Origin of the sequence: Silanimonas sp., from assembly GCF_044377035.1 — a bacterium.
Lineage (GTDB): Bacteria > Pseudomonadota > Gammaproteobacteria > Xanthomonadales > Xanthomonadaceae > Silanimonas.
In genome coordinates this window covers 107,620-133,843 of sequence record NZ_JBILJW010000010.1, presented here as the reverse complement: position 1 = coordinate 133,843, position 26,224 = coordinate 107,620, and the positions used below count along the sequence as shown (strand labels likewise).

General features: G+C 70.3%; 16 protein-coding genes and 1 pseudogene. 12 read left to right on the top strand and 5 right to left on the bottom strand.

Annotated elements, in window-relative coordinates; translation table 11 throughout:
• Nucleotides 1–812: hypothetical protein (locus tag ACIQ6S_RS07640; protein WP_397607836.1), on the bottom strand; the 812-nt coding region annotated here is incomplete at its 3' end.
• 455 nt (nucleotides 813–1,267) lie between these two features.
• On the opposite strand from ACIQ6S_RS07640, the gene ACIQ6S_RS07635 reads away from it, so the two are divergent.
• From ACIQ6S_RS07635 to ACIQ6S_RS07610, 6 genes are all read left to right on the top strand, one after another.
• Nucleotides 1,268–2,512, top strand: coding sequence for an aminotransferase class I/II-fold pyridoxal phosphate-dependent enzyme (locus ACIQ6S_RS07635; protein WP_297876628.1), 1,245 nt, complete (start codon nucleotides 1,268–1,270; stop codon nucleotides 2,510–2,512).
• Between the two features lie 4 nt (nucleotides 2,513–2,516).
• Nucleotides 2,517–3,140 (top strand): SGNH/GDSL hydrolase family protein, encoded by a 624-nt coding sequence (locus tag ACIQ6S_RS07630; protein ID WP_397607835.1) that lies wholly within the window; start codon nucleotides 2,517–2,519, stop codon nucleotides 3,138–3,140.
• Nucleotides 3,141–3,371: 231 nt separating this feature from the next.
• Nucleotides 3,372–7,844, top strand: coding sequence for a glutamate synthase large subunit (gene gltB / locus ACIQ6S_RS07625; protein WP_397607834.1), 4,473 nt, complete (start codon nucleotides 3,372–3,374; stop codon nucleotides 7,842–7,844).
• Complete coding sequence (locus tag ACIQ6S_RS07620) at nucleotides 7,844–9,259, top strand: FAD-dependent oxidoreductase (protein WP_397607833.1); 1,416 nt, start codon at nucleotides 7,844–7,846, stop codon at nucleotides 9,257–9,259. The genes gltB and ACIQ6S_RS07620 overlap by 1 nt, the downstream gene beginning before the upstream one ends.
• A 51-nt stretch (nucleotides 9,260–9,310) precedes the next feature.
• Nucleotides 9,311–10,237 (top strand): Grx4 family monothiol glutaredoxin, encoded by a 927-nt coding sequence (gene grxD / locus ACIQ6S_RS07615; RefSeq protein ID WP_397607832.1) that lies wholly within the window; start codon nucleotides 9,311–9,313, stop codon nucleotides 10,235–10,237.
• A gap of 177 nt (nucleotides 10,238–10,414) precedes the next feature.
• On the top strand, nucleotides 10,415–10,741 hold the full coding sequence (locus ACIQ6S_RS07610; protein WP_397607831.1) for a hypothetical protein: 327 nt from the start codon (nucleotides 10,415–10,417) through the stop codon (nucleotides 10,739–10,741).
• Between the two features lie 36 nt (nucleotides 10,742–10,777).
• On the opposite strand, the gene ACIQ6S_RS07605 is transcribed toward ACIQ6S_RS07610, so the two are convergent.
• On the bottom strand, nucleotides 10,778–11,551 hold the full coding sequence (locus ACIQ6S_RS07605; protein ID WP_297865791.1) for an AMP nucleosidase: 774 nt from the start codon (nucleotides 11,549–11,551) through the stop codon (nucleotides 10,778–10,780).
• Between the two features lie 235 nt (nucleotides 11,552–11,786).
• Between ACIQ6S_RS07605 and ACIQ6S_RS07600 the strand changes: the two are divergent.
• Together ACIQ6S_RS07600 and ACIQ6S_RS07595 are read left to right on the top strand one after the other, a co-directional pair.
• Nucleotides 11,787–13,052 (top strand): annotated as a pseudogene (locus tag ACIQ6S_RS07600) (amidohydrolase); the annotation flags it as partial.
• Nucleotides 13,052–14,362: an amidohydrolase family protein gene (locus tag ACIQ6S_RS07595; RefSeq protein ID WP_397607830.1), complete on the top strand. Its 1,311-nt coding sequence runs from the start codon at nucleotides 13,052–13,054 to the stop codon at nucleotides 14,360–14,362. The pseudogene ACIQ6S_RS07600 and the gene ACIQ6S_RS07595, both read left to right, overlap by 1 nt.
• A gap of 442 nt (nucleotides 14,363–14,804) precedes the next feature.
• On the opposite strand, the gene ACIQ6S_RS07590 is transcribed toward ACIQ6S_RS07595, so the two are convergent.
• Nucleotides 14,805–16,118: a GntP family permease gene (locus ACIQ6S_RS07590; protein ID WP_397607829.1), complete on the bottom strand. Its 1,314-nt coding sequence runs from the start codon at nucleotides 16,116–16,118 to the stop codon at nucleotides 14,805–14,807.
• 152 nt (nucleotides 16,119–16,270) lie between these two features.
• Between ACIQ6S_RS07590 and ACIQ6S_RS07585 the strand changes: the two genes are divergently transcribed.
• From ACIQ6S_RS07585 to ACIQ6S_RS07575, 3 genes are read left to right on the top strand one after another with little or no spacing between them, the layout of a single operon-like run.
• Nucleotides 16,271–18,538, top strand: coding sequence for a TonB-dependent receptor (locus ACIQ6S_RS07585; RefSeq protein ID WP_397607828.1), 2,268 nt, complete (start codon nucleotides 16,271–16,273; stop codon nucleotides 18,536–18,538).
• An 8-nt stretch (nucleotides 18,539–18,546) separates the two neighbouring features.
• The gene (locus ACIQ6S_RS07580) at nucleotides 18,547–19,569 is read left to right on the top strand and encodes a hypothetical protein (protein ID WP_397607827.1); all 1,023 of its coding nucleotides are present in this window, start codon (nucleotides 18,547–18,549) and stop codon (nucleotides 19,567–19,569) included.
• Between the two features lie 37 nt (nucleotides 19,570–19,606).
• A complete protein-coding gene (locus ACIQ6S_RS07575) occupies nucleotides 19,607–22,927 on the top strand; it encodes a PAS-domain containing protein (RefSeq protein WP_397607826.1) in 3,321 nt (1,106 codons plus the stop codon).
• 7 nt (nucleotides 22,928–22,934) lie between these two features.
• Here the strand turns inward: ACIQ6S_RS07575 and ACIQ6S_RS07570 are convergent, their stop codons facing one another.
• The gene (locus tag ACIQ6S_RS07570) at nucleotides 22,935–23,576 is read right to left on the bottom strand and encodes a response regulator (RefSeq protein WP_397607825.1); all 642 of its coding nucleotides are present in this window, start codon (nucleotides 23,574–23,576) and stop codon (nucleotides 22,935–22,937) included.
• Nucleotides 23,577–23,593: 17 nt separating this feature from the next.
• A complete protein-coding gene (locus ACIQ6S_RS07565) occupies nucleotides 23,594–24,388 on the bottom strand; it encodes a 3-hydroxybutyrate dehydrogenase (protein ID WP_397607824.1) in 795 nt (264 codons plus the stop codon).
• A gap of 85 nt (nucleotides 24,389–24,473) precedes the next feature.
• On the opposite strand from ACIQ6S_RS07565, the gene ACIQ6S_RS07560 reads away from it, so the two are divergent.
• The gene (locus tag ACIQ6S_RS07560) at nucleotides 24,474–26,210 is read left to right on the top strand and encodes a 3-hydroxybutyrate oligomer hydrolase family protein (protein ID WP_397607823.1); all 1,737 of its coding nucleotides are present in this window, start codon (nucleotides 24,474–24,476) and stop codon (nucleotides 26,208–26,210) included.
• Nucleotides 26,211–26,224: the final 14 nt, after the last annotated feature.

Below are 26,224 nucleotides of genomic sequence, written 5' to 3'. Positions count from 1 at the left end.
AGATCAGATCCGTAATTCGCGAAAAGCTGTTCGAGTCGCGACTCGAACAGCTTTTCGCGAATTACGGATCTGATCTGTCGATACCTTGCTGATCCAACGGGAATGTCAAGCTTCCTGGCCGCGTAGTACTCGGCTGGCGCTTCAGTTTGCAAGAGCCTACGAGCCAGTTTCAGTGACGTATCCGGGAGGCCCTTCACTCCAGCCGTGTAGCTTTCGCAGCCGAGTTCATCCGAATCCGATAGCCAGTGCCTCAACAAGCCATCGAGCGGGGCATAGCCGGGTAACAATTCTTCAGAATAAGCATCGACCGAATCGATCCTCATCTTGCCGAATCGAAACTGGACGAGATTGTGAAACGCCTCATGCTCGGCAACAAAGCGCAGCACTTCTTCTGGCGTGTCCGCTGGGAGTAATGGCAGGAATGTGATGTATTGGTCGCAATGGCGCGCCATGAACAACCCATTGATTGGCGACAACCGCCTGAACCTCGTTCCGCAAAATGGCTCGGCATCCGGGACTCCGAATCTAGTCGTCGCGACGTCATCCGTCCCGAAGGGTTCAGCGACCCAGATTTGCCGATCCAAGCGAACAACAAAGTCCGCACTTGATCTTTGCGTCGCCGCTTCAACTCCGACCGAAGGGCTAACTCTCGAATTCTGCGCACTTGAGGACCGACAGCCAGCCCCCGCGGTGATCGCGAGGGCGGCCGAGAGGAATGCAAGAAAACTGTGTCCTCTCATGTTCGTCTTGCGGACACCGGCGAGAACGGCAGCGAGGACCAGCGAAAACGCGGACAGGGCTCTGTTGGGCACCGTGAGCTTCCATGCGGGGGGCGCCCGATTTTGCCACGCCTTTCAGCGGCTTCCGTACGAGCCTCGCGCCATAAACGCCTTCCGCATCGCTGCCCTCGCCCTCGCCGGCCTCGGCTTCCTCGGCTTCGGCCTGTGGTTCCTCGTCGACCCCATCGGCCCCTTGGCCGCCATCGGCATCATCGCCCCCCGGGCGCCTGCTCGGCGTGGCCATCGACGGCGCCTGGGTGCCCTTCTTCACCTACGCGCTGGTGTGAGAAGTGGGTTTCGCAGTGCTGGCGGCGCTGGCGCTGCGCGGCGGCGCTGGCGCTGCGCGGCGGCGGCGCCGCCCGGAACTGACGCCCCCCGGCGCACCGGGGAGCCTGTTCAGGCGAAACGCGGGCAACGGCCCGCCGCCCGAGCCTGCGCTCCTAGGCCTTGCGCTACCCTCGGGGTTTCGGTCCTCCCTACCCCGCCCCATGCTGTCGAACACCCTGCAAACCCGCGAACGCCTCCGCGAAGTCCGTTACGAGATCCGCGGCGACCTCGCCCGCCGCGCCCGCGAGCTCGAAGGCCACGGCCACAAGCTCATCAAGCTGAACATCGGCAACCCGGGCGCCTTCGGCTTCCGCGCGCCCGAGCACCTGCAGCGCGCCATCGCCGACCACATCCACGACACCGACCCGTACACGCACCAGCAGGGCCTGCCGCAGGCCCGCGAAGCGCTGGCCGCGCACTACAAGGCCCGCGGCACGCCGCACGTGTCGCCGGAGCGCATCTTCGTCGGCAACGGCGTCTCGGAGCTGATCGACATCGCCCTGCGCGCCCTGCTGAACCTCGGCGACGAGGTGCTGCTGCCCAGCCCGGACTACCCGCTGTGGAGCGCCGCGACCATCCTCAACGACGGCATCCCGCGCTACTACAGCTGCCGCGCCGAGAACGGCTTCCTGCCCGATCCGGAAGAAATCGAGCGGATGATCGGGCCGAAGACGCGCGCGCTGGTGCTGATCAACCCGAACAACCCGACCGGCGCGAGCTACCCGAAGCCGTTGCTGGAGAAGCTCGTCGCGATCGCGGCGAAGTACCGCCTGCTGCTGATGGCCGACGAGATCTACGACGGCATCCTCTACGACGACAACACCTTCCAGCCGCTGGCCCCTCTGGCCGGCGACGTGCCCTGCCTCACCTTCAGCGGCCTGTCGAAGGTGCACCGCGCCTGCGGCTGGCGCGTGGGCTGGGCCGTTCTCTCCGGCGACCCGCTGCGCACCGGCGACTACCACCACGCGCTCGATCTGCTCGGCGCGCTGCGCCTCTGCGCCAACGTGCCGGGCCAGTTCGCCATCGAAGCGGCGCTGAAGGGCGGCGACACCATCACCGAACTCACTGCGCCGGGCGGGCGTTTGCACGCCTCGCGCCAGGCCGTGCTGGATGCGGTCGCCAAAAGCGCCTTCCTGTCGGTGGTGGCGCCGCAAGGCGCGCTGTACGCCTTCCCGAAGATCGACACCGCGCGCCTACCGGAATTCGACGACTACCGCTTCGCGCTCGACCTGCTCGAAACCGAGCACGTGCTCATCGTGCCGGGCAGCAGCTTCAACGTGCCCTACCGTGACCACTTCCGCGTGACCCTGCTGCCGCAGGCCGAGGAGATCAGCGAGGTGTTCCGCCGCATCGAACGCTCGCTGTCGCAGTACGCCGACCGCGGCGGCGCGCGGCAGAGCGCCTGAGGCCATGCGTCGCGGCTTCCTCGCCCTCGGCGACAGCTACACCATCGGCGAAGGCGTGCCCGAGTCCGGGCGCTGGCCGGTGCAGCTCGCGGCGCTTCTGCGCGCGCGCGGCATTGCGCTGGACGCGCCGCGGATCATCGCCACCACCGGCTGGACCACCGACGAGCTGGACGCCGGCATCGACGCCGCCCATGCCGCCAATCCGATCCCGACCGACCACGCACTGGTCTCGCTGCTTATCGGCGTGAACAACCAGTACCGCGGACGGCCGCTCGCTGAATACGAGGTGCAGTTCGCCGCCCTGCTCGAGCGCGCTATCGAGTTCACCGGCGGCGAGGCGGGGCGGGTGATCGTGCTCGCCATCCCCGATTGGGGCGTCACGCCCTTCGCCATCCAGTCCGGCCGCGACCGCGCGCAGATCGCCACGCAGCTCGACGCCTTCAACCTCGCGGCGCAACGCATGACCGAAGCCCGCGGTGCGCGCTTCATCGACACCGCGCCGGTGAGCCGCGAGCGCGGTGCCGAGCTGGTGATGCTGGCCGACGACGGCCTGCACCCCTCGGCAGCGCTGTACGCGCTGTGGGCCGAGGCCGCGGTGGATGCCGCAGCCTCCGCGCTCACACGCTGACGCGGGCCGTCCATCCCTCATCGAGGCGCGCGCGGATCGGTTGCGATCGCAACCATCCTGCGCAGTCGCGAGGTGAATACGAATGCACGCAAACCCCTGCATGCCTCGCCGTTGCTAGCGTTCGGCTATTCAGTGTTCGATTGAAGTCCCGGCTCTAAACCCGCGTGGTGAAGTCGGGGACCAACCATCGACGCGACGACTGCGAGGGGAGCAGACAGCATGCGCGAGTGCGTGACTTCGACACAGGAGCCAGACCAGCGAACCGACACGGTTCGCGGGCTCCACGACCCGTCCTTCGAACATGACGCCTGCGGCTTCGGCCTGATCGCGTCGCTGGATGGGGTGCCGAAACGCCGCCATGTCGATCTCGCCCTCGATGCGCTGAAGCGCATGTCGCACCGCGGCGCGATTGCTGCGGACGGCGCGTCGGGCGATGGTGCCGGCGTGCTGCTGCAGCGCCCCTCCGCCTGGCTCGCGGCCTGCGCCGCGGACATCGGCGTGGCGCTTCCGCCGCAGTTCGCTTCCGGGCTCGTGTTCCTGCCGCGCGACGTGACGCAGGCGCAGGCCTCGCGGCAGAAGATTTCCGATGCCGCGCGCGAGAGCGGCTTGATCGTCGCCGGCTGGCGCCGCGTACCCTTGAACCTCGACGCCTGTGGGCCGATCGCCGACGCACGCCGGCCGCACATCGAGCAGCTCTTCGTGGCGCCCGCCGCCACGCTCACCGACGCCGAGTTCCGGCGCGCGCTGTTCGTCGCTCGCCGTCGCGCCGCGCTGGCGCTCGGCCACGACGACGCCGGCTACATCGTCACGCTGTCGGCCGACAGCTTCGGCTTCAAGGCCATGGTGATCCCGGAGCGCCTGCCGCAGCTGTTCCCGGACCTGATGCACCCGGCGCTGGCGAGCACCTGCGTCATCGTCCACCAGCGCTTCTCCACCAACACCTCGCCGCGCTGGCCGCTGGCCCAGCCCTTCCGCCACCTCGCGCACAACGGCGAGATCAACACCATCTCCGGCAATCGCGGCTGGGCGCGGGCGCGCCGCGCGCTCTGGAAGGCCGAGGGCCTCGACTTCGCCACGCTGGGCCCGCTGGTGGGCGAGCACGGCTCGGATTCGCAGAGCCTCGACGACATGCTCGAGGTGATGTTGGCCGGCGGCTTCGACGCGCTGGCCGCGCTGCGCATCCTGATCCCGCCGGCGGCGCACACGCTCTCCACGCTCGACCCCGACCTTGCCGCCTTCTACGAGTACTACGCGCTGCACACCGAGCCGTGGGACGGCCCGGCTGCGGTCTCGTTCAACGACGGCCGCTATGCCGGCTGCCTGCTCGACCGCAACGGCCTGCGCCCGGCGCGGTGGGCGCGCACCGACGACGCGCTGGTGATCGCTTCCGAAGCCGGCGCCTTCCGCATCGCCGAGGACCAGATCATCGCCAAGGGCCGCCTGGGGCCGGGCGAGATGATCGCCGTCGAACTCGAATCGGGCCGCGTGCTCGACAGCGGCGCCATCGACCGCATCAACGCGGGGCGGCACCCGTTCAAGCGCTGGCTCAAGGACGGCGTCAGCTACCTCGTCTCCGACCTGATCGACCCGGCGCTCGCCGCCGAACCCTTCGACGACCTGGTGCTGGCGCGCTTCCAGCGCCGCTTCGGGCTCACGCGCGAAGAGCGCGATGGCATCCTGAAGGTGCTGGCCGAGACCGAGGGCGAAGCCGTGGGCTCGATGGGCGACGACACGCCGCTGCCGGCGATGTCGCAGCGCTTGCGTTCGCTGTACGACAGCTTCCGCCAGGCCTTCGCGCAGGTCACCAACCCGCCGATCGATCCGCTGCGCGAGACGGTGGTGATGTCGCTGGTCACGCAGATCGGCGCGGAGAAGAACGTGTTCGAGGCCAAGCCCGAACACGCGCGGCAGGTGCAGCTGAATTCGCCCCTGCTGTCGCAGCGCAAGCTCCGCGAGCTGCTGGCCCTGCCCGACTACGCCGAGAAGCACGCGCTGCTGCACCTGTACTGCCGCGAGGGCGAGGGCATGGAGGCGGCGATCCGCCGCGTGCGCGACGAAGCCATCACGGCTGTCCAGAACGGCGCGGTGGTGCTGCTGCTCTCCGACCGCTACCCGCCGGACGGTGCGCGCGCCATCCACGCCCTGCTCGCCACCGGCGCCGTGCACCACGGCCTCGTCGACGCCGGCCTGCGCTGCGCCTGCAACCTGATCATCGAGACCGGCACGGTGCGCGACGCGCACCACGTGGCCTGCCTCGTTGGCGTGGGCGCGACCTTCGTCTACCCCTACCTCGCCTATCAGACCCTGCACGCGATGCAGCGCCACGGCCAGCTCACCCTGCCGGGCGATGCCAAGGAACCGGGCCGTCGCTTCCGCCGCGGCGTGAAGAAGGGCCTGCTGAAGATCCTGTCGAAGATGGGCGTGAGCTGCCTGTCGAGCTACCGCGGGGCGCGCCTGTTCGAGATCGTTGGGCTCGCGCCTGAGGTGGTCGCGCTGTGCTTCCCCGGTACGCCGAGCCGCATCGGTGGCGCCGGCTTCGCCGAACTCGACGCCGACTCGGCGGAATTCGCCGAGCTGGCCGCGGACGACGCCGCGCCGCTGGAGATCGGCGGCCTGATGCAGTACCGCCCTGGTGGCGAGTACCACATGGCCAACCCGGACGTGGTCATCGCCCTCCAGCGCGCGGTGATGAGCGAGGCGCCCGAAGATTGGGACGCCTTCCGCCGCGCCGTGGACGATCGCCCGCCCTCGGCGCTGCGCGACCTGTTCGCCTTGAAGCCGCTGGGCCCCGCCGTGCCGCTCGATGAGGTCGAGCCGGCGAGCGCGATCCTCTCGCGCTTCGATTCGGCCGGCATGAGCCTCGGCGCGCTGTCGCCCGAGGCCCACGAAGCGCTGGCCACGGCGATGAACCGCCTCGGCTGCCGCAGCAATTCCGGCGAAGGTGGCGAAGACGCCGCGCGCTACGGCACCGAACGCCGCAGCAAGATCAAGCAGGTGGCGTCGGGACGTTTTGGTGTGACTCCTCACTATCTGGTCAATGCCGAGGTGCTGCAGATCAAGGTGGCGCAGGGCGCGAAGCCCGGCGAAGGCGGCCAGCTGCCCGGCCACAAGGTCGACGCGCTGATCGCGCGGCTGCGCCATGCCAAGCCCGGCATCGGCCTGATCTCGCCGCCGCCGCACCACGACATCTACTCCATCGAAGACCTCGCCCAGCTGATCTACGACCTCAAGCAGATCAACCCCGAGGCGCTGATCTCGGTGAAGCTGGTCGCGCACGCGGGCGTCGGCACGATCGCGGCCGGCGTGGCGAAAGCGCAGGCGGACTTCATCACCATTTCCGGCCATGACGGCGGCACCGGCGCGAGCCCGATCAGCTCGATCCGCTACGCCGGCTCGCCCTGGGAGCTGGGCCTCGCGGAAGCTCAGGAGACGCTGCGGCGCAACGGCCTGCGCGAACGCGTGCGCCTGCAGACCGACGGCGGCCTGAAGACCGGCCTCGACGTCATCAAGGCCACGCTGATGGGCGCCGACAGCTTCGGCTTCGGCACCGTTCCGATGATGGCGTTGGGCTGCAAGTACCTGCGCATCTGCCACCTCAACACCTGCGCCACCGGCGTCGCCACGCAGGAGCCGCGACTGCGCGCGCAGCACTTCAAGGGCCTGCCCGAGCGCGTCATCGCCTACTTCACGTATCTGGTCGAAGACGTGCGCCAGCATCTCGCCGCGCTCGGCGCCCGCTCGCTGGAGGAATTGATCGGCCGCGCCGACCTGCTGGTCGAACGCGAAGACGTGCCGCATCGCCAGCAGCTGCTCGACCTCTCGCGCTTGAAGGCGAGTGCATTGCTGCCGGGCCCGGCCTCGCACCGCGCCGCCCCGCCGATTGCCGCACCGCCCAGCCCGCTCGCACAACAGCTGCTCGACGAAGCCTTCCCGGAGCTCAAAGCGGGCCGCAGCGTTCGTCGCGAGGTGCGCATCGACACGCAGGACCGCAGCCTCGGCGCCGGCCTTGCCGGTGCGCTGGCCAAGACCTTCGGCGACGCCGCACCGCCCGGCACGCTGGAACTGCACTGCCACGGCAGCGCGGGCCAGAGCTTCGGCGCGTTCAATGCGAAGGGCGTGCACCTGCACCTGCACGGCGAAGCCAATGACGGCGTCGGCAAGGGCATGGCCGGCGGCCGCATCGTCATCGCACCGCCCGCGGGGCATCGCTACACCGCGCAGCACGCGACCATTCTTGGGAACGCCGCGCTGTATGGCGCTACCGGCGGCGAGCTTTACGCCGTGGGCCGCGGCGGCGAGCGTTTCGGCGTGCGCAACTCCGGCGCCACCACGGTGATCGAGGGCATCGGCGACCACGGCTGCGAGTACATGACCGGCGGCCAGGTGCTCGTGCTCGGCCGCACCGGTCTGAACTTCGGCGCCGGCATGACCGGCGGTTTCGCCTACGTGCTCGACATCGACCGCGGCTTCGTCGACCGCTACAACCACGAGCTCGTCGACATCCACCGCCTCGAAGCCGAGTCGATGGAAAACCACCTGCAGCACCTGCGGAACCTGCTGCGCACCCACGCGCAGCTGGCCGGCAGCGCCCAGGCGCGCGAGCTGCTCGAGGATTTCCGCGAGGTGATCGGCAAGTTCTGGCTGGTGAAGCCGAAGGCCGCGAGCCTCGATTCGCTGGTCGCCGCATTGAAGAGGGCCGCCTGATGCCACGCGCGCAATTCGACTTCCTCGACCTGCCCCGGCAGATGCCGAAGGAACTGGCCGTCGCCACGCGGCTGGGCCTCGACGTCGAGATCTACGGCAAGTTCGAACCGGCGGAAGCCAAGGCCCAGGCCGGGCGCTGCCTCGACTGCGGCAACCCGTACTGCAGCAACGGCTGCCCGGTGGGCAACGCCATCCCGCAGTGGCTGGAACTGGTGCGGCAGGGCCGGCTGTTCGAAGCCGCCACGCTCGCGCACGAAACCAACCCGCTGCCCGAGATCTGCGGCCGCGTCTGCCCGCAGGACCGCCTCTGCGAAGGCGCCTGCACGCTGGAGACCGGCTTCGACGCCGTCACCATCGGAAGCATCGAGAAGTACCTCGTCGACGAGGCCTTCAAGCAGGGCTGGCGCCCCGACCTGTCGCGGGTGAAGCCGCGCAAGGAGCGCGTGGCCGTCGTCGGTGCCGGCCCGGCCGGTCTCGCTTGCGCCGACCGGCTGGTGCGCGCCGGCGTGTCGGTGACGGTGTTCGACCGCCACGACGAGATCGGCGGCCTGCTCACCTTTGGCATCCCGCCGTTCAAGCTCGAAAAATCCGTGATCGCCACGCGCCGGCAGGTGCTCGAAGGCATGGGCGTGCGCTTCCAGCTCGCCACCGACGTGGGCCGCGACATCGAGTTCGGCCGGCTCATGGCCGAGCACGACGCGGTGTTCGTCGGCACCGGCGCCACCACGCCCGTGGATGCGCGCCTGCCCGGGCAATCGCTGCCCGGCGTGCTGCCGGCCCTGCCCTTCCTGATCGCCAACGCCCGCCGCGTGCTCGGCCGCACGCTCGATGCCGACGATGCCGCGATGCTCGATCTCAAAGGCAAGCGCGTGCGCGTGCTCGGTGGCGGCGACACGGCCATGGATTGCGTGCGCACCGCGCGTCGCCTCGGCGCGGCGGAGGTCAGCTGCGTCTACCGCCGCGACGCCGAATCGATGCCGGGCTCGCGCCGCGAGGTGAAGAACGCCCGCGACGAGGGCGTCGAATTCCTGTTCCACCGCGCCCCGCTGGCCATCGAAGGCGAGGGCCGCGTGCAGGCCCTGCGCGTCGCCCGCACGGAAGCCGCGGGCCGCGGGGCCTTCTCGATCGTCGAGGGCGAATCGGAAACACTCGCCGCGGACGTGGTGATCCTTGCCTTCGGCTACCGCGCCAGCCCGCCGTCTTGGCTGGCCGAACACGGCGTGCGCCTCGCCGACGGCGGCCTGATCGTCGGAGGCGGCGCCTCCCCGTACCAGACCTCGGTGCCCAAGCTTTGGGCCGGCGGCGACGCGCTGCGCGGCGCCGACTTGGTGGTGACGGCCGTGCGCGATGGTCGCGACGCGGCGGCGGCGATGCTGCGGCAGTTCAAGGGCATCGCCATCCGCACGGCGGCGTGACGGAGGGGCGGCGTACAATGCCGCCCTTCCCGTTTCGACCTCCCGCCCGCCATGAGCCTCTCCGCCGACACCCGCGCCCGCATCGAATCCATCCTCACCTCGCATGAGGTGGTGCTGTTCATGAAGGGCAGCCCGCAGCGTCCGCAGTGCGGGTTCTCGATGAAGGCCTCGAGCATCGTGGGCGGCATCGTCGCCGAGTACGCCCACGTCGACGTGCTGCAGGACCCGGAGATCCGCGAGGGCATCAAGGTCTACGGCCAGTGGCCGACCATCCCGCAGCTCTACGTGAAGGGCGAGCTGATTGGTGGTTCGGACATCATCGAGCAGATGATGAATTCGGGTGAGCTGCACGCCCTGCTGGGCGGCGCCACGCCGGACCGCACGCCGCCGTCGATCACGATCTCCGACGAGGCCGCCGCGCAGATCCGCAAGGCCATGGCCGACCAGGGCGAAGGCCTCGCCCTGCACATGGCGGTCGACGCCAAGTTCAACAGCCGCTTCGAGCTGAAGCCGGCCACCGGGCAGGAAATCAGCGCCACTGCGAACGGCATCACGGTGCACTTCGACCTCGCCAGCGCGCCGCGCGCCAACGGCATCGCGATCGAGTGGGTCGACAACGGCGTCCGCGGCGCGGGCTTGTCGATCACCAATCCGAACGCTCCGGCCCAAGTGCGCCCGCTGTCGGTGAAAGACCTTGCCGCGCGGCTCGCCGAGTTCACCGTCATCGACGTGCGCCCGCCCCAGGCCCGCGCCCTGGCCGCATTCCCGGCGTCGCACGCGGTGCTCGACGAGACCACGCACGACGACCTCGCCGCGCTGCCGAAGGACACCAAGCTCGCCTTCCTGTGCCACCACGGCAACAGCAGCCGGCAGGCCGCCGAGCATTTCCGCGGCCTCGGCTTCACGCAGATCTACAACGTGGAAGGCGGCATCGACGCCTGGTCGACCGACGTCGACGGCTCGGTCCCCCGCTACTGAGGCGAACGGCCCGCCGGGCGCAAGGCGCCCGGTTCATGGTCAATCCACGTCAACGAAGGGCGCCCCGGGCGCGTTCCACCCTTCCGTTCATGGCGCGTGTAGAGTTTTTACGCTAAACAACGGGGTGACGCCCCGAAAAGCCGGGAAAAACCCCGGCGCGGTGGCACGGAGATGGCGATGAACCGTGGAACGTTTTGGATGGTCCCGACGGCGGCCCTCGGCTTGCTGGTCGGTTGTGGTGGCGAAGCCACCCCGGCGGATGTGGCGGCGCAGGCCTGCGACGCGCAGGTGCGCACCCAACTGGGCGCCAAGCCCTACACGCTGGATCTGGAGATGCTGGCAGAAACGATGAAGGACGACGGCCGCGGCAGTTTCCTGCTCGCCTCGCAGGTCACCGTGGACGCCGGTCTCGCCAGCCAGACGGTGCAGACCCTCGAGTGCACGGTGCGCATGGGCGCCGACAACACCAGCGCCGAAGTCTTGAACGTCCGCTTCATCTGGTAAACGACGGGGCGGCAGGGCCGCCCCGCCCGCCGCGCTTCAGTCGAAGCGCAGGTGCTTCACCGACTTCCCGTGGCGGCGCACCAGCTTCAGCGCCTCGATGCCGATCTGGATGTGGCGCTCGACGAAGTTCGCGCTGACCACCTTGTCAGACGCTTCCGTCTTCACGCCTTCGGGGATCATCGGCTGGTCCGAGACCAGCAGCAGCGCGCCCGAGGGAATGCTGTTGGCGAAGCCGGCGGCGAACACCGTGGCCGTCTCCATGTCGATGGCCATGCAGCGCAGCTTGCGAAGGTATTCCTTGAAGGCCTCGTCGTGCTCCCAGACGCGGCGGTTGGTCGTGTAGACCGTGCCCGTCCAGTAGTCGTGCTCGAGGTCGCGGATCATCGTCGACACCGCGCGCTGCAGCGCGAACGCCGGCAGGGCCGGCACTTCCGGCGGCAGATAGTCGTTGCTGGTGCCCTCGCCGCGGATCGCGGCGATCGGCAACACGAGGTCGCCGAGCTGGTTCTTGCGCTTCAGGCCGCCGCACTTGCCGAGGAACAGCACGGCCTTGGGCGAGATCGCGCTCAGCAGGTCCATCACCGTCGCGGCATTGGCGCTGCCCATGCCGAAGTTGATCATCGTGATGCCGTCGAACGTCGCGCTCGGCATCGGGCGGTCGCGGCCGACGACCTCAGCGCCGGTCAGGCGCGAGAACACGTCGAGGTAGCCGCCGAAGTTGGTCAGCAGCACGTGGGGGCCGAATTCCTCCAAGGGCACGCCGGTGTAGCGCGGCAGCCAATTGGAGACGATCTCGTTCTTGTCCTTCATGGGTGTCCTTCTCTTCTCGTTCGCCGGGGGATTTTGCCACGCGGGCCGCCCTCACCCGCGCCGGTAACCATGACCTTCGGCCTAGTTGATGGGCCTTGGGGCCGGGCTAGGGTGTCGGCTTCCCTTGCTGGAGCCCGCGATGCGACCGCTTGATCTCCGAACCACTGCCCTCGCCGCCGCCCTCGCGCTCGGCCTTGGTGCCACCGCCGACGCCCGGGTCACCGTGCTGAAGGACGATCCGTACCCCAGCACCTATGAACGCGTCGCCGCGCCGGACACCCTGATCCGCAACGCCACCGTGCTGGTGGGGGACGGCACCCGGCTGGAGAATGCGGACGTGCTGCTGCGCGACGGCAAGGTCGCCCGCGTGGGCCAGGGCCTCGACGCGCCGCGCGATGCGGCGGTGGTCGATGGCACCGGCAAGTGGATCACGCCGGGCCTGATCGACGTGCACTCGCACCTCGGCGTGTACGCCTCGCCGGGTCTGGACGCCCACAGCGACGGCAACGAAATGACCAACCCCGTCACCTCGCAGGTGTGGGCCGAGCACGCCGTGTGGCCGCAGGACCCGGGCTTCGGCACGGCGCTCGCCGGCGGCGTGACCTCGATGCTGATCCTGCCGGGCAGCGGCAACCTGATCGGCGGCCGCGGCGTGGTGCTGAAGAACGTGCCCGGCGAGACCTACCAGCAGATGAAGTTCCCCGGCGCGCCGTGGAGCCTGAAGATGGCCTGCGGCGAGAACCCGAAGCGCTTCTACGGGGGCCAGGGCGCCGCGCCGATGACCCGCATGGGCAACGTGGCCGGCTACCGCAACGCCTTCATCGATGCCCGCGAGTACCTCGGGAAGCTCGACGGCGAGGAGCCGCCGAAGCAGGACCTGCGCCTCGAGACGCTGGCCGCGGCCATGAACGGCGAGATCCAGGTGCAGATCCACTGCTACCGCGCCGACGAGATGGCGATCATGCTCGACCTCGCCGAGGAGTTCGATTTCAAGGTGGCGGCGTTCCACCACGGCGTCGAGGCCTACAAGATCGCCGATCGCCTCGCCGAGGCCGGCACCTGCGGCGCGCTCTGGGCCGACTGGTGGGGCTTCAAGGCCGAGGCCTATGACGCCGTGCAGGAGAACATCCTGATCGTCGACCGCGCGAACGAGGGCAAGGGCTGCGCCGTGGTGCATTCGGATTCCGCCGAAGGCATCCAGCGCCTGAACCAGGAGGCCGGCAAGGTCATCGGCGTCGGCCGTCGCGCCGGCATCGACGTCGCGCCCGAACACGCGGTGCGCTGGATCACCCAGAACGCCGCGCAGACGCTCGGCATCCAGGAGCAGGTCGGCACGCTCGAGCGCGGCAAGATGGGCGACGTGGTGCTGTGGAACCAGAACCCCTTCAGCGTCTACGCCAAGGCCGAGAAGGTCTGGATCGACGGCGCGCTGATGTTCGACCACAACGACCCGGCGCTGCAGCCGGTCTCCGACTTCACGCTCGGCCAGGAGCCCCTCTGATGCGCGCCCTCTCCGTCCTCGCCGGCGCCGTCGCGCTGGCCCTCGCCGGCTTCGCCTCCGCGCAGTCCGTCGTCTTCATCGACAACGCCAAGGTCCACACCGCCGGTGCCGCCGGCACGCTGGCCAACGGCGATGTCGTCATCACCAATGGCGTCATCAGCGCCGTCGGCGCCGAGCTCACCGCGCCCGCCGGCGCCACGCGCATCGACGCCAAGGGCCAGCCGCTGACGCCGGGCCTGTTCGCCGGCCTCACCGCGCTCGGCCTCGAGGAGATCAGCGCGGAATCCAGCACGGTGCACCAGAACCTCGGCGCCGCGACGCCGCATGTGCACCCCGGCGAAACGCGCTGGCGTCCCGAGTTCGACGTGCTGCCGGCGTACAACCCGCGCTCGCAGGTCATCGGCGTCAACCGCATCGAGGGCCTCACCTTCACCGTGCTCGCCCCCGGCGCGCTCGAGGAAGGCAGCTTCGTCGCCGGCCAGGGCGGCGCGGTGCGTTTCGACGGCGGCTTCGACGCCCTCGTCGACGGCAGCCGCTCGCTGTTCGTCGACCTCTCCAGTGGCGCGGTGGCGATGTCCGGCGGCAGCCGCGCGGGCCAGTACATGCTGCTCGACCAGGCGATCCGCGAGGCCAAGCCGCCGGCGTCGCCGATGATGATGGTCTCGCCGGGCCACGGCCTGCTCACGCCTGCGGGCCGCGACGCGATGAGCCGCTACCTGCGCGGCGGCCGCGTGGTGTTCACCGTCGACCGCGCTGCCGACATCCGCCAGGTGATCGCGCTGGGCCAGCGCTACGGCTTCCAGCCGGTCATCAACGGTGGCGCCGAAGCGTGGATCGTGGCCAACGAACTCGCCGCGGAGAAGGTGCCGGTGCTGCTCGACGCGCTCGTCAACCTGCCGGGCAGCTTCGACCAGCTCGGTGCGCGCCTCGACAACGCCGCCAAGCTGCACGCGGCGGGCGTGACCGTCGCCTTCTCGCAGGCCGGTGATGCCACGCACAACGCCCGAAAGATCCGCCAACTGGCCGGCGTGGCCGCCGCCAATGGCCTGCCCTGGGAGGCCGCGCTCGCGGGCCTCACGAGTTCGCCGGCCAAGGCCTTCGGCATCGACGCGAAGATCGGCAGCATCGAAGTGGGCAAGGCCGCCGACCTCGTGCTGTGGAACGGCGATCCGCTCGAAGTGACGACGACGGCCACGCAGGTGTTCGTGGGCGGCCGCCCGGTGCCGATGCAGTCGCGGCAGACGCTGCTGCGCGACCGCTACCTCGCGCCAAAGGGCGAGCGTTCGCGGCTGTATCCGGCGGGGCGCTGACAGCGGCGGGATCAGATAATGAGTGCGCCTGCCACGCGTGACGGTAGGCCGCTCTTCGCGGACTCGGGGCTGTCCTGCCCCGAGCCGCGCGCTCGCCATCCATGGCTCGCTTATCGCTGGCCTCCCGTCCCGTGGGCGCGGCGCAGCCTCGCCTGGAATCTATCGCACACGCCGCACTAGCTGAGTTGGGGCCGCGACACCGGCGCAAGCTTGCGAGCTTTTGTTCGGCCGCGACGGTCGGCATTCGAGGGTCGGCCTGCGGGCGACGCGAATAAGGAGCCCCAGCGCGATGGCCAGGCGATGGCCCGAAGGGCGGCTCAGGGATGAGCCGCCGCTCGAGCGACATGGACGTCGCATTCGAGCGGGCCGCCGGGTCGATCACATTCATGGTGATGGGGCGGGAGAGCGTCGCCCACAGGCCGACCCTCGCAACGCAAACCCGTCACAGCCCCAGCGCAAACAGCCCGAGGCAGAGCAGCAGGCCGAGGCCCGGCACGATGACCGTCAGGGCGCCCACCGGCAGGTAGGCGTCCTTGTGGGTTTCACCGCAGATGGCGCGGATGGTCGTGACGACGTAGCCGTTGTGCGGCAGCGAATCCAGCACACCCGAGCTGATTGCCACCGAGCGGTGCAACTGGTCCGGATTCACGCCTTGGGCGAGGAAGATCGGCGCGAGGATCGGCAGGGCGATGGCCTGCCCGCCGGACGCCGAGCCGGTCATCGCCGCGATGAGGCTGACTGCGACGGCCGCGGTGGCCACGTCGGAACCGGGCATGTGGGTGATCGCGTCGACGGCCACGGCGAAGGCTGGCGACACTTTGGCCACGGCGCCGAAGCCAACCACCGCGGCGGTATTGCCGATGGCGATGAGCGCCCCCGTGCTGCCCTCGCCGATGGCCTTGGCGGGGTCCCGCAGCGTGCGCAGGCAAAGCAGGCCCACCGCGGCGCAGCCCGAGAGCAGCGCGACGATCAGTGCGGACACGCCGAACGCATCGTGCAGTGCGAAGGACACGCCGAGCACCACCAGCGTGGGCAGCAAGGCGGCCCAGAGCGGCGGGAGGTCGGCGCGCAGTTCTCCGGGATCGCCGTCGCGCGCCACGAAGCCTTCGCCGCGGGCCTTCGCACGCTTCAGCATCCAGCCCAGCCAAAGCTGGCCGACCACCGCCATGAACAGCGCCGTGACGAGGCTGGCCTCCCAGGCCGCCCACGGCGTGGTGCCGAGGTAGGGGATCGGGATCCAGTTCTGGATCTCGGGCGAACCCGCCGAGGTCATGGTGAACGTGACCGATCCGAAGGCGAGCGCCGCAGGGATGAAGCGGCGCGGCAGGTCGGCGGCACGGAACAGGGCGAGCGCCGCCGGGTACACCGAGAAGGCGACGACGAAGAGGCTCACGCCGCCGTAGGTGAGGATGGCGCAGGCCAGCACGACGGCCAGCGCCGCGTGCGAAGGGCCGAGGTGGCGCATCACCGCGGTCGCGATCGCGTCGGCGGCACCGCTGTCCTCCATCAGCTTTCCGAAGATGGAGCCGAGCAGGAACATGAAGAACCAGTTGGTCACGAAACCGGTGAAGCCGCCCATGTAGGCACCGACCAGGTTCGGCGCGCCTTCGAGGGCGAGCGGCGGCAGCAGGGCGATACCAGAGGTCAGCGCAACGATCAGCGCGCACAACGGCGTGGCGACGAACAGGTTCCAGCCCCGCATGGTGAGCGCGATCAGCAGGGCGAGGGCGAGGGCGAGGCCGAGGGCGCTCAGCATCGGGAAGGCTCCGGACGGGACGGCGGCAGCATGCGCGGCGGCCTCCGGGGCGCGTGATTGGACGAACGTACAGGTGCCCGCCCCGGGGCCCGGGCCTAGTCTGCTCGGCAACCGCGCCGGGGGGCGCGCTCCACACCTTTAGGGGTACACCGATGTTCCGCAGCGCACTCAGCACCGCCATCCATGCCGCCCTCGTCGCGAGCAGTCTTGCCGCGCCGGCCGTCTTCGCGCAGTCGGCTCCGGCCGAAGACGCGTCGCAAGCGAAGACGCTCGATGCCGTCACCGTCACCGCGCGCAAGCGCGAGGAAACGCTGCAGGAGGTGCCGATCGCGGTGACGGCCTTCACGGCGGACGCGCTGGACCGCCTGGGCACGCGCGACATCGCCGACCTCGACGCGCAGGTGCCGAATCTCACGATCTACGCGGCCCGCGGTTCCAGCTCGACGCTGACGACGTTCATCCGCGGCGTCGGCCAGGCGGACCCGCTCTGGGGCGTCGACCCGGGCGTCGGCCTCTACCTCGATGACGTCTATATCGCCCGTCCCCAGGGCGCTCTGCTGGATGTGTTCGACGTCGAGCGCATCGAAGTGCTGCGCGGCCCGCAGGGCACGCTGTACGGCAAGAACACCATCGGTGGCGCCATCAAGTACATCTCGCGCGGCCTGCCCACCGAGTTCGACGGCAGCGCCTCGGTCACCGTCGGCAACTACGGCCAGCTCGACGTCAAGGCCGCCATCGGCGGGCCGATCGCCGCGAACGGTGGCCTTCGCGCCCGCCTCGCGGTCGCCAAGCTCGACCGTGACGGATTCGGCGAGAACCGCGTCACCGGTGCCGACGTCAGCGACAAGGACGTGTTCGCGGTGCGCGGCCAGCTCGGCGCCTTCGTCAACGACAACCTCGACATCCAGTTCGCCTTCGACATGGTGGACGACCAGAGCGGCGTGCGCGGCGCCCAGATGCTCGAAGCGAACCGCTTCAACGGCGTGTTCTTCCCGGCGCTGGGGGCCTTCCCGCCGCTCGCCGACCGCTACGACGTCCGCAACGGCATGCCGAACATTAACGACACGACCCTCGAGGGCGCGTCGGCGACGTTGAACTGGCGCGCCACCGAAGACCTCACGCTGAAGTACGTGCTCGCCAAGCGCCAGAGCGACACCGAGACCAACATCGACTTCGACACCACGCCCGCCCAGATCGCCGACGTGAGGGCCCTCTATGCCGACGAGCAGGTGAGCCACGAGCTGCAGGCGAACTGGGACGGCGGTGGCCGCTCGCGCGGCGTCATCGGCCTCTACGCCTTCGATGGCGAAGCCGGCGGCCAGGTGCTCAACAACTTCTTCAACCTCAGCTTCGGCGACACGCAGGGCACGGTGTTCACCGAGAGCGTCGCCCTTTACGCCGACTGGACCTTCGACCTCAGCGAGCGGCTGTCGCTGGACCTCGGCGCGCGCTACACGGATGAAGACAAGCGCGCCAAAGTGCTGAACCGCTGCTACACCAGCGCCACGTTCACCACCTTGCGCGACTGCACGCCGGCCGTGCTCACCGACGACCCGGCCGCCGCGAACTTCGACCGCACCATCAACTTCAAGAACACCTCGCCGAAGATCGCGCTGAACTTCGACCTGAGCGACAACGTCATGCTGTACGGCCTCGCGTCGCGCGGCTTCAAGTCCGGCGGCTACAACATCCGCGCGCAGGCCACGCTCGTGCCGCGCTCCGCCCTGCCCTTCGACGACGAGGTGGTGGACAGCTTCGAGGTCGGCGCCAAGATGGGCCTGCTCGACCAGCGCCTGTTCCTGAACCTCGCCGCCTTCCACAACAAGTACGAGGACATCCAGCTCTCGGTGTTCACCGCGAACCCGGCAGGCGGCTTCTTCGGCGACTTCACCAACGCCGGCAAGGGCACGGTGCAGGGCCTCGAAGCCGAGTACCAGTGGCTGCTGAGCGATGCCTTCACGGTGAGCGGCAACCTCGCCTGGCTGGACGCCGAGTACGACGAGTTCCTGTTCGCCGGCGTCGACATCGCCAACGAGCAGCAATTCACGAACGCCCCGGAGTTCTCCGGTGCGATCAACCTCGAGTGGCGCACGGCCGTGGGTGACGCCGGCCAACTCACCGCACGCGTCGGCTACAGCTACCAGAGCGAGGTGATCGCGACGACCGAGATCATCCGCAGCAACGTGCCGCCGGCGGCACCGTTCGGCCGCCCGCCGATCAGCCAGGACGGCTACGGCCTCGTGACGGCCGGCGTCGTCTGGCAGAGCGGCGGCCCGTGGTCGGTGTCCCTGCAAGGCACCAACCTGACCGACAAGGAATACCTGACGACGGGCTACAACCTCGCGCAGGCCCTGGGCGTCTACACCGGCTTCTACGGCGCGCCGCGCCAGTACAGCCTGTCGGTCCGCTACGACTTCTGAGCGCCTCGATGACCCACCGCCGCCCGCTCGCGATGGCCTTCGCCGTGATGCTCGGAAGCCTCGCGGGCTGCAGCGGCGAACCGGCCCCGCCGCTGGCCGCGATCACGCTCGATCCCTCGCGCGTGACCGTGGCCGGCGTGTCTTCCGGGGCCTACATGGCCACGCAAGTGCATGTTGCGCTGAACGCCCGCGTGCACGGTGCGGCGCTCGTGGCCGGCGGGCCTTACGGCTGCGCGCAGGGCCAGCTGGACACCGCGCTGGGCCCCTGCATGACAGCGCAGCCGGCCCTGCCCGACACGGCGACGCTCGTCGCCAACGCCGAACAGCGCGCCGCGCAGGGCGCGATCGATCCGCTGTCGGCGTTCGACGGTGATCGCATCCTGGTGATGCACGGCACGCGCGATGCCATCGTCGCGCCGTCGCTCGCCACGGCGAACGCGGGCGTGCTTCGCGCCCTCGCGGGCGATTCGGCCTCGGTGACGCTCGACGACCAGCGCGCCTTCGGCCACGGCTGGCCGACGTTGGATGCCGGCGCCCCGTGCGAGCAGCCCGCTTCTCCCTGGCTGCTCGACTGCGGCATCGATGCGGCGGGAGAAACGATGGCCGCGTTGTTCGGCGTCGAAGCTTCACCGCCCGAGGCCGCCGCTGCAGCCAGCGACGGCACGTTGGCCCGCTTCGATCAGCGCGAGTTGGCGCCAGAGGGCGCGGCGGGCTTGGCCGATACTGGCTTCGTCTACACACCGAAGGCCTGCGCCGGTGCGGCCTGCGGCGTACTGGTGATGTTCCACGGCTGCCAGCAGAACGAGGAAATCGTGGGCGAGGCTTTCGTGCGCGAAGCCGGCTTCAACCGCTGGGCCGACGTGCATCGCGTCGTCGTGGTCTATCCTCAGACGCAATCGAGCTACATGCCGCTGAATCCGAAAGCATGCTGGGACTGGTGGGGCTACGGCGGTGCCGACTACGACCTGAAGACCGGCGGGCAGATCCGCTTCGTCGCGGCCATGCTCGACCGCCTCGCCGGCACGCGCTGAACACGAACGCCACCTCGCGGCGCGGGGGCCCATCGGCATGTTGAACGAATGGGGTGTGCTGCTGGCCGCGGTGCTGTGGCTGGGCCTGCTGTTCGGCACGGCCGTGTGGGGCGAACGCCATCCGCAGGCGCTGTCGAAGCATTGGGGCGTGGTGTTCTCGCTCTCGCTGGCGGTGTACTGCACGAGCTGGACCTTTTTCGGCACGGTGCAGCAGGCGCGTGATTCCGGCTGGGCGCTGACGCCCACCTTCCTCGGTACGCTGCTGCTGTATGCACTGGCCTTCCCGGTGGTGCTGAAGCTCTTCCGACTCGCGCGCGAGCTCAACAGCACCTCGCTGGCCGACTTCATCGCCACACGGCTCGGGCGCAGCTCCGCGCTGGCCGCGACCGTCACCGCCATCGCGGTGATCGGCATGGTTCCCTACCTCGCGCTGCAGCTGAAGGCCGTAGCCATGAGCCATGGCCTCGTGACGCGCGGCAGCGACCTCGCCGCGCCGCCGGAGCAGGACAGCGCCCTCTACGTGGCGATCGCCCTCGGGGCCTTCGCCATGCTGTTCGGCACGCGCCGTGCCTCGGCCGTCGAGCACAACCGCGGCCTCGTGCTGGCGATGGCGGCGGAATCGCTGCTGAAGCTCGCCGCGATGCTCGGCCTCGGACTGTGGCTTCTGATGCGGCCCGGCGGCTGGCCCGATACGCCGCTGCCCGTCGTCGAAGGCGGCACCGATGGCTTCCCCGCCCTAGTGCTGCTCGGCGCGCTGGCGATGCTGACGCTGCCGCACCAGTTCCACGTCGGCATCGTCGAAGCGCGGGACGAAGGCCACCTGCGCACCGCGCGCTGGCTGTTCCCGCTGTACCTGGTACTGATCGCGCTTCCCGTGCTGCCGCTGGCGATGGCGGGCGAAGCGACGCTCGGCGCCATGGGCGTGCCGGCCGATCTCTACGTGCTGGCCCTGCCATTGGCCGACGGTGCGCCCGGCATGGCCCTGTTGGGGTTCCTCGGCGGGCTGTCCGCGGCGACCGGCATGCTGATCCTCGCGACACTCACGCTGAGCGTGATGATCGGCAACCACTGGGTCACGCCGCTGCGTCTGCGCGGCGGCTGGCGCGCCGGCGACGGCGACCTGCGCGGCGCGGTACTGCGCCAGCGTCGCTTCGCTATCGCGGCGGTGCTGGCGCTGGCCTGGGGCTACAGCCGCGTGCTGGGCGACGACGGCGCGCTCGCCGACCTCGGCGCGCTCTCGTTCTCGGGCCTCGGCACGCTGGCACCGGCCGTCGGATTCGCCCTGTGGCGGCCGCAGACGCCGCCCTGGGCGGTGATCGCCGGTCTCGTGGCGGGCTTCCTGGTCTGGGCGTGGGTGCTGCTGCCCGGCGTGGCCGAGCCGATGGGCTTCACGCTCATCGACCGGCACAGTGCGCCCTTCGGATGGGCGTGGCTGTCGCCGGCCGGTCTGTTCGGTCTGGGCGACTGGAGCCCGCTCAGCCGCGGCGTGGCCGCCAGCCTGCTGGTCGGCACGGCCGTGCCTCTGCTGCTGGCGAGTTGGCGCGGCTCGGCCGACGACCGTCGCGACGGCCCGCTCGATGTCGCGGCGGTGAAGCGGCTGGCCTCGCGCTTCCTGGCCACGGATCGCCTCGACGCCGCGCTGCGCGATGCGCCCGCCACCGGTCTGTTGCCCGTGGCGCAGTTGGCCCGCGTGGAGCGCGAACTCGCGGCCGTCGTGGGCGCCTCTTCCGCGCGCCTGCTGCTCGATGCGCTGCGTCAGCCCAGCGGCCCGGCGCCGGAGCAGGTGGCGGAACTCGTCGACGAGGCCACGCAAGGCCTGCGCTTCAACCAGCAGCTGCTCGAGGTGGCGCTCGAGCACATGAGCCAGGGCATCAGCGTCGTCGACCGCGACCTGCGTCTGGTGGTGTGGAACCGGCGCTATCGCGAGATCTTCGGCTACCCCGAGGGCCTGCTGCAGGTCGGGCTGCCCGTCGCGGCGCTGGTGGAGCACAACCTGCGTCGCGGGCTCACCGGCGACATCGACGTCGCGCGCGGCCTCGAGCAACGCCTCGCGCACATGCGCGCCGGCACGCCTTACTTGAGCGAACGTCGCATCGGCGGCGCGGTCATCGAGATCCGTGGCGAACCGATGCCCGGCGGCGGCTTCGTCGCCACCTTCACCGACGTGACGGTGTTCCGCGCCAGCGAAGATGCGCTGCGCCGCGATGCCGAAACGCTGGAAGCCCGAGTGGCGGAGCGCACGCGTGAACTCGTGGCGGCGAAGGCCGAAGCCGATCGCGCGAACCAGGCCAAGACGCGCTTCCTCGCCGCCGTGAGCCACGACCTCACGCAACCGCTGCACGCCGCGCGGCTGTTCACCGATGCGCTGGCGCGGCGAAGCGACGAGGCGGGGGTCGCACCGCAGGTCGCACGGATCGCGGGTGCGCTGGAGTCGGCGGAAGACCTGCTCGGCGGCCTGCTCGATATCTCGCGGCTCGATGCCGGCGGCCTCGCGGCGCAGCCGGTCGACCTGCCGCTGCAGCCGCTGCTCGACGGATTGGCGCGGGAAGCGGGCGTCATGGCGGAAGCGAAAGGCCTCTCGCTGCGCTGCGTACCGACCGCGGCCTGGGTGCGCAGCGACCCGCAGCTGCTGCGCCGCGTGCTGCAGAACTTCCTCGCCAACGCGGTGCGTTACACACCACGCGGCGGCCTCGTGATCGGCGTGCGTCGACGCGGCAAGAACGCCCTGGCGATCGAAGTCTGGGACAGCGGCATTGGCATCGCACCCGAGCAGCAGCGACTCGTGTTCGAGGAGTTCCGCCGCCTGCAGCGCGGCGGCCAGGGCCTTGGCCTCGGCCTCGCCATCGCCGACCGTCTCGCGCGCTTGCTCGATGCTCCGCTGGCGCTGCGCTCGCGGCCTGGGCGCGGCAGCGTGTTCTCGATCACCGTCGCACGCGTCGCCGCTCGATCCACCCATGCGACGACGGCCCCGGTTCCCGCCGCTGCCGCGGCGGACCTGCCTCTTCGCGTGCTCGTGGTCGACAACGACACCGTCGTGCTCGAGGCCACCCGCCAGTGGCTCGAAAGCTGGGGCGCGACGGTGCGCACCGCCACCACGCCCGAGGAGGCCCTGCGCGCTGCCGCTGCGCTGTCGCCACAGGCCTGGGTGCTGGACTTCCACTTGGACGACGGGGCGACCGGCGATGCCTTGCACCAGGCCCTGTCGCTGCGCCATCCACGCGGCATCGGGATCGTTGTCAGCGCGGACCACGGCGAAGCTGTGCGCCAGGCCGTGCTTGCCGCAGGCGCCACGCCACTGACGAAGCCACTGAAACCCCTGCGCCTGAAATCCCTGCTGGCCGCTTTGGCCCGCGCCTGAGTCGCCGCTATTCCCCGGCCAGCCCGCTGAGCAGCACGCCCGCCTGCGTGCGATTGCGCACGCCAAGCTTCTCGAAGACGACGGTGAGATGCGCCTTCACCGTGCGCTCCTGGATGCCGAGTTCGTCGGCGATCTGCTTGTTGAGGCGCCCCTCGGCGACGCGCTGCAGCACCTTCAACTGCTGCGGCGAGAGGGTCGCGAGACGCCCGGCCAGCGATTCCGACTCGCCGTCGCGCGGCGTGCGCGCCAGCAGCTCGCGCAAGGCCGCCGGCATCCAGGTCTCCCCGGCCAAGAGGGCACGCACGCCGGCATGCAGTTCCTCGGTGCCCGCGTGCTTGGTGAGGTAACCGCAGGCGCCCATGGCCAGCGCACGGCGCACGATGGCCGGATCGTCCTGCCCGGACAGGATCGCCACCGCGACGCCCGGATGCGCGGCACGCAGTTCACCCAAGGCGAGCAGGCCGTGCGTACCCGGCAACTGGAGGTCCAGCAGCACGAGATCGGTGTCCGGGGCTTCGGCCAGCAGGCCCTGCGCCCCGGCGAGGTCGCCCGCTTCGTCGATGCGGGCCCCGGGCAGGCCGGCGGCCAGCGTCTGCCGCAGGGCGAGCCGGTACAGCGGGTGGTCGTCGACGATCAGCAGATGGTGCATGGCGGCAGCTTAGCCGCTCATTGCACCGTCCACCCGCCATCCACCGGGAGCGCCGCGCCGTTGAGGTTGTGCGCTTCGCGGCGGCAGAGCCACAGCACCAGGGAGGCGATTTCCGCCGGCAGCGTCATGCGCAGGCTGGGCTGCTTCTCCGCCAGCAGGGCGCGGACGCCGGCCTCGCGGTCACCGTCCACCGACCGCGCGGCGATCTGCGGCTCGATCAGCGGCGTTTCCACCCAGCCCGGGCACACGCAGTTGGCGGTGACGCCGCCCGAAGCGCGCGAACCCTGCGCTGCCATCTCCAGCGCGGCCACTTTAGTCAGCCCGATCAGGCCGTGCTTCGCCGCGACGTAGGGCGCCTTGTTCACCGACGCGACCAGGCCGTGCACCGAGGCGATGTTGATGACGCGGCCGAAACCGCGTGCGGCCATGCCGGGCATCGCCGCCTTCATCGTGTGGAAGCAGGCGCTGAGGTTGATGGCGATCAGCGCGTCCCAGCGCTCGTCGGGCATCTCGGCCAGCGACGCGGTGTGCTGGACGCCGGCGTTGTTGACGAGCACGTCCACGGTGCCGACGGCCGCCATCATCGCGCGGATGGCGTCGGGGTCGCGCAGGTCGGCATCGTGGTGCGAAGCGGACGGCGCACCGGCCATGCGGACCGCGGCGAGCGCAGCCGCGATCTGCCCGCTGCTGCCGAGGCCATTGATGTGCACGTGCGCGCCGGCGGCGCCCAGGGCTTCAGCGACGGCGAGGCCGATGCCGGAGGTGGCGCCGGTGACGAGCGCGATGCGGCCTTCGAGGAATCGATCAGTCATGGCGCCAGCTTGCCGCGCGCGCGGCCGGCCGGCCTTTGGACGAAAGTACGATGGCCACGCCGACCCCGGACCTCAGACTGCCGCGATGAACGCCGATTCGCCCTCGCCACTCCGTCCGCGCGCCCTCGCCGCGATCCAGCCGATGACGCTCGCGCTGCTGGCCTTGCTGGGCGTTGGCGCGGCGCAGGCCGAGGCGCCGGCTATCGCGAACAGCGTGGCGGTGCCGACCACGAGCACCCATCGCGACGGGGACGACCTGCTCACCGCTGGCCTCGGCATCGACGGCCTGCGCGGCCCCATCCCCCCGCTGGCGGACGCGGACGCACCGACCTTCGCCGAACTGCGTCGCCGCGCGTTCTGGACCAATTGGCGAGGCATCGCCGACGTGAGCTCCACCGGCGGCCTCGGCACGGCCTACGGTGATCTCCGGCCGGTGCCGGGCCGAGAGTTCCACGGCAGCGCGACTGCCCCGGGCGCGACCCATCCGCATCGCCTGCTGCTGCAGGTGCCCGACACCTTCGACCGCGAGAGCCCCTGCCTGGTCGTCACCGCCTCCTCCGGCTCGCGCGGCGTCTATGGCGCCATCGCGCTGGCCGGCGGTTGGGGCCTGCCGAAAGGCTGCGCCGTCGCCTACACCGACAAGGGCGCGGGCACCGACTGGCGGCGCGTTCCGATCGGAAGCGGCGACGATGCGGTGCACGTGCCGCACGCCCATTCCGGCGACCACCCGGAAGCCGACTGGGGCCGCCACGTGCTTCAGGCCGCCGCGTTCGGTCGCGAGGTACTGGTTCGCGAAACGGGCATCGACCCAGATGCGTTGATCGTCATCGCCGCCGGCGTCTCGAACGGGGCAGGCGCAGTGCTGCGCGCGGCCGGTGACGAAGCGGCCAGCGAACGCGGCATCGAGGGTGCACCGCGTCTCGATGGCGTGGTCGCCGTCTCGCCCAACATCCACATCGACGGCGCGCGCCCGCTGTTCGACGTGGCGACCCACGCCGCGCTGCTGATGCCCTGTGCGCTCGCCGCTCCGCACTTCGACGGCGATGCCCTGCTGCGGCCGGGCGCTGCGATTCCGCCCGCCTACGCCGCAAGCTGCGCGGCGCTCGCCGCGCGCGGAGCAATCGACGGCGATGACGTCGCCACGCAGGCCACGAACGCGTGGACCGCGATGCAGAGGGCTGGCTGGACCGACGCGGCGATGCGCGCGGGCAGCTTGAGCGTCGCGTTCGATCTGTGGCGCGCAGTCGCGTCAGGCTACGCCTCGGCCTATCGGCGCACGCCGGCCGAGTCCATGCCGCTCGGCTACCGCTACGCCGTGCGCGACGCGCAGGGCGCGCCGGTGCCGCCCTCGACGGCCGAAGCCGCGCTGTGGTGGAGCGACAGCAGCGGCATTCCGCCCGGCAATGGCGTGGTGCTGCTCGATCCACCCGGCGACAACGGGCGTCTGGAGGGTCTGCTCGGTCTGCGCGAACTGGCGACGGACGATCCCGCCGTGCGCGACGCCATCGCCGCCACGCGCGCCCTGCCGCCTCGCGAGGGCCTGCCGATCCTGCTGCTGCACGGCCTCGACGACGGCCTCGTACCGGAGTGGGAGACGAGCGCGCCCTACGCCGCGTTCGCCCGAAAGCAAGGCGCGCGCCTCGTCTACTGGCGCATCGAACGCGCACAACACTTCGACGCCTTCCTCGGCAACCCAGCGCTGGCCGCCCGCTACGTGCCCCTGATGCCGCAGGCCTACGCCGCACTCGACGCGATGCTGGCGCACCTGCGCGAAGGCGCGCCGCTACCGGGCGACCGCACGATCAGTGCGCCGGGGCGCTAGGCCGCCGGCGCGTC

Excerpts from the sequence above, each read along its gene's own strand:
- ACIQ6S_RS07580 (WP_397607827.1), top strand. The coding sequence starts at position 18,547 with ATGACCCACCGCCGCCCGCTCGCGATGGCCTTCGCCGTGATGCTCGGA.
- ACIQ6S_RS07560 (WP_397607823.1), top strand. The coding sequence starts at position 24,474 with ATGAACGCCGATTCGCCCTCGCCACTCCGTCCGCGCGCCCTCGCCGCG.
- ACIQ6S_RS07575 (WP_397607826.1), top strand. The coding sequence starts at position 19,607 with ATGTTGAACGAATGGGGTGTGCTGCTGGCCGCGGTGCTGTGGCTGGGC.
- ACIQ6S_RS07620 (WP_397607833.1), top strand. The coding sequence starts at position 7,844 with ATGCCACGCGCGCAATTCGACTTCCTCGACCTGCCCCGGCAGATGCCG.
- ACIQ6S_RS07585 (WP_397607828.1), top strand. The coding sequence starts at position 16,271 with ATGTTCCGCAGCGCACTCAGCACCGCCATCCATGCCGCCCTCGTCGCG.
- ACIQ6S_RS07610 (WP_397607831.1), top strand. The coding sequence starts at position 10,415 with ATGAACCGTGGAACGTTTTGGATGGTCCCGACGGCGGCCCTCGGCTTG.
- ACIQ6S_RS07635 (WP_297876628.1), top strand. The coding sequence starts at position 1,268 with ATGCTGTCGAACACCCTGCAAACCCGCGAACGCCTCCGCGAAGTCCGT.
- ACIQ6S_RS07595 (WP_397607830.1), top strand. The coding sequence starts at position 13,052 with ATGCGCGCCCTCTCCGTCCTCGCCGGCGCCGTCGCGCTGGCCCTCGCC.
- ACIQ6S_RS07565 (WP_397607824.1), bottom strand. The coding sequence starts at position 24,388 with ATGACTGATCGATTCCTCGAAGGCCGCATCGCGCTCGTCACCGGCGCC.
- ACIQ6S_RS07590 (WP_397607829.1), bottom strand. The coding sequence starts at position 16,118 with ATGCTGAGCGCCCTCGGCCTCGCCCTCGCCCTCGCCCTGCTGATCGCG.
- ACIQ6S_RS07630 (WP_397607835.1), top strand. The coding sequence starts at position 2,517 with ATGCGTCGCGGCTTCCTCGCCCTCGGCGACAGCTACACCATCGGCGAA.
- ACIQ6S_RS07570 (WP_397607825.1), bottom strand. The coding sequence starts at position 23,576 with ATGCACCATCTGCTGATCGTCGACGACCACCCGCTGTACCGGCTCGCC.
- ACIQ6S_RS07605 (WP_297865791.1), bottom strand. The coding sequence starts at position 11,551 with ATGAAGGACAAGAACGAGATCGTCTCCAATTGGCTGCCGCGCTACACC.
- grxD (WP_397607832.1), top strand. The coding sequence starts at position 9,311 with ATGAGCCTCTCCGCCGACACCCGCGCCCGCATCGAATCCATCCTCACC.